Origin of the sequence: Bradyrhizobium sp. 179 (assembly GCF_023073535.1) — a bacterium.
Taxonomy (GTDB): domain Bacteria; phylum Pseudomonadota; class Alphaproteobacteria; order Rhizobiales; family Xanthobacteraceae; genus Bradyrhizobium.
This window is the reverse complement of the sequence record NZ_JADPJR010000114.1, coordinates 1-1,139: the sequence shown is the minus strand read 5'-3', so window position 1 is coordinate 1,139 and position 1,139 is coordinate 1. Positions and strand designations below refer to the sequence as shown.

General features: G+C 56.8%; 1 pseudogene. It reads right to left on the bottom strand.

The annotated features are described in order from the left end of the window. Positions 1-1,133: pseudogene (locus IVB12_RS26800) on the bottom strand (M20 aminoacylase family protein); the annotation flags it as partial. Positions 1,134-1,139 lie beyond the last annotated feature (6 nt).

Sequence of the window (1,139 nt, the reverse complement as noted above, 5' to 3'; positions counted from 1 at the left end):
ATAGCCGATGCCATATGGGAGGGCATCGTCATTGAAGTCATACGCCGGGTGGTGGAGGCCATCCGTTGCTCCATTGCCGAGGAAAATGAAAGCGCCCGGTCGCGCCTCAAGCATGTAGGCGAAATCCTCCGCGCCCATGCGCACGCTTGTCTTGTCGTCCACGGAGTCAGGCCCCACGAGATCGCGTGCCGCCTTGATTGCCAGATCGGTCTCTTCCGTGTGATTGAAGGTGACCGGCACCGATCGACGATACTCGAACTCGATGTCAGCGCCAAATCCTCGGGCAATGCCTTGTGCAGCTGCCAAAATCTGTCGTTCGGCGAAGTCCCTTAGGCTGGGTGCCAGTGTCCTAACGGTTCCTGCCATTACAACCTGATTGGGGATGATGTTGTAGGCCTGGGCGGCGTGAACTTGGTGATAGATATTACAAGCGAATCGATCGGGTTCGTGTTGCGCGAGACCAGAGTTTGCAGACCGAGGACAATCTGAGCTGCAATGACGACGGGGTCGATGGCACGATGCGGGGCGGCCGCATGACCGCCCTTGCCCTTCACGACAATATCGAAGTCGTCCTGCGAGGCCATGATCGGGCCAGCGCAGATACCGAACTTGCCGATTTCAATGCCCGGCGAGTTGTGCATCCCAAAAACCTGCGAGATGGAGAACCGGTCCATAATCCCTTCCTGAACCATTTTCAGGCCGCCAGACGGGAGCTCCACTTCTTCGGCGGGCTGAAAAATCAAGGCAACGGAGCCCTTGAAATTACGCGTACTGGCAAGATATTTCGCAGCGCCCAATAGCATGGCCGTATGACCGTCATGCCCACACGCGTGCATTTTGCCAGGCATTTTCGATGACCACGGCTTGTCGGAAGCCTCAACAATTGGCAGGGCATCCATGTCGGCTCTCAACCCGATAGTGGGACCCTCCCCGCCCTCGCCCTGAAGCAATGCAACGATGCCCGTTTCGGCTATCCCCGTTTCGATATGATTGATACCGAACGAAGCCAGTTTGTCGGTCACAAAACTCGCTGTGTTGTGGACCTGAAAACCGAGTTCGGGATTTTCGTGGAGATAGCGGCGCCAAGCGGTTGCCTCGCGCTGCAGATGCCGGAAGCTTTCAACGGTGCGCATTCTTTT